The sequence below is a fragment of the Endozoicomonas sp. SESOKO4 genome (genome assembly GCF_024606275.1).
In genome coordinates, this window is the sequence record NZ_JAHHPS010000311.1 from 1 (window position 1) to 1543 (window position 1543).

At 49.8% G+C, this 1543-nt stretch carries 3 protein-coding genes; 2 read left to right on the plus strand and 1 reads right to left on the minus strand.

Annotated features, from left to right (window positions below; translation table 11 throughout):
* The coding region (locus KDK16_RS05910; protein WP_257275147.1) for a serine aminopeptidase domain-containing protein at positions 1-637 on the plus strand (637 nt) is incomplete at its 5' end.
* A 94-nt stretch (positions 638-731) separates the two neighbouring features.
* Positions 732-1208 carry a MaoC family dehydratase gene (locus KDK16_RS05915; protein ID WP_257275148.1) on the plus strand — a complete coding sequence of 159 codons (477 nt, stop codon included), beginning with the start codon at positions 732-734 and terminating at the stop codon, positions 1206-1208.
* A gap of 12 nt (positions 1209-1220) precedes the next feature.
* Here KDK16_RS05915 and KDK16_RS05920 read toward each other — a convergent pair whose 3' ends face one another.
* Complete coding sequence (locus KDK16_RS05920; protein WP_257275149.1) at positions 1221-1472, minus strand: YkgJ family cysteine cluster protein; 252 nt, start codon at positions 1470-1472, stop codon at positions 1221-1223.
* Positions 1473-1543: the final 71 nt, after the last annotated feature.

A 1543-nucleotide genomic window follows, 5' to 3' on the forward strand; every position in this document is an offset into this window, starting at 1 on the left:
CAGTATGGGGAGCTACATTCTTCAGAGCTATCTGATCCAACATACTCCCGGGCTGGCAGGCGCTATTCTCTCCGGCTCAAATTATGCTCCCAGACTGTTACTGGAAGCTGGCCTGCTAATAGCCAAAGTTGAATGCCGCCGACAAGGCAAGAAAGGCATAAGCCCACTGATCAGGCAATTGACCTTCTCCAGCTACAACCGCCAATTCAAGCCAAATCGAACCGAGTTCGACTGGCTCAGCAGAGACCCGGATGCGGTGGATGACTACATCGCCGATGAACTCTGTGGTTTCCACTGCAGCAATCAACTGTGGCACGATCTCTTCAGGGGGTTGCTCCACATCAGAGCCTGCCACCACCTTAAACAGATTGAATTGGAGCTGCCTGTTCTGGTCATGGGCGGTGAAAAAGATCCGGTCAGCGCTCCGGAAGGACAACAGAAACTTACCAAAGCATTACGGAAAGCCGGTTTAAAAAATGTCACACTGAGCCTTTATCCTGAAGGCCGTCACGAAATGTTGCATGAAACGAATTCTCAGCAAGTGACACAACGCCTGTTACAATGGATTGATCAAACAATCAGGAGCAATGAATGCTCTTCAGTGAATGACACCATTCCAATGGTTACAGAGCCCTGATCACAAAAAGTCTCTCAGGGCATTAATGGATTTGTCAGTCGGCAGTATTTACTGCCGCCCTTTTTTGTTATTTTGCCTCTAAGGGCCAATGATAATGCGTAAACTGGAAAACACCCCGTTTGATGAGCTAAAAATCGGGGATAAAGAAACTCTGACCCGAACACTGACCGAACAGGATCTTCTGCTGTTCGCCAAAGTGTCCGGTGATACCAACCCGGTACATCTGGACAAGGATTTTGCCGCCACCACCCAGTTTGAGGGACGGATTGCTCACGGAATGTGGACCTCCTCCCTGATCTCCTGCGCCCTCGCCACCAGACTGCCCGGACCCGGCGGAATTTACCTGTCACAGGAAGTCAGGTTCATGCGTCCTGTCAAAATTGGTGACACAGTAACCGTTGAACTGGAAGTGGTAGACCTTAATGAACGTCGCAAGCGGGCAACCCTCTCCACGAAGGTGGTCAACCAGAACGGTAAAACTGTGGTTAAGGGCAAAGCAGAAGTCATGCCCGCCATTGAAAAAGTGGTGGTGGATGAATACCCGTTACCCGATGTAGAGCTGATTAACTGAGCCTGACCACCTTCAGCGGGTCAGCGTTTCCAGCGCTACCAAATTACTAAGGGCAACAGAGTTTTTCTGACCGCACACAGCTCTGTCTGCCTTGAAACCAGAACAAACTTCAGGACGGTCAGACTGACCAAAGATTTTGCAAAGATTATTGTCATCAAGCTGAACACAACGAACCCCGGCGGGCTTGCCTTCAGGCATACCCGGTATAGCAGAAGAAATTGAAGGTGCTATACAACAGGCACCGCATCCGAGACGACATTCCACTTACCTACCCTCGTAATCCGAAAAACAATCAAAAACCCCCTGTTAATGAATGAAACTGACAGGCGGCGGCA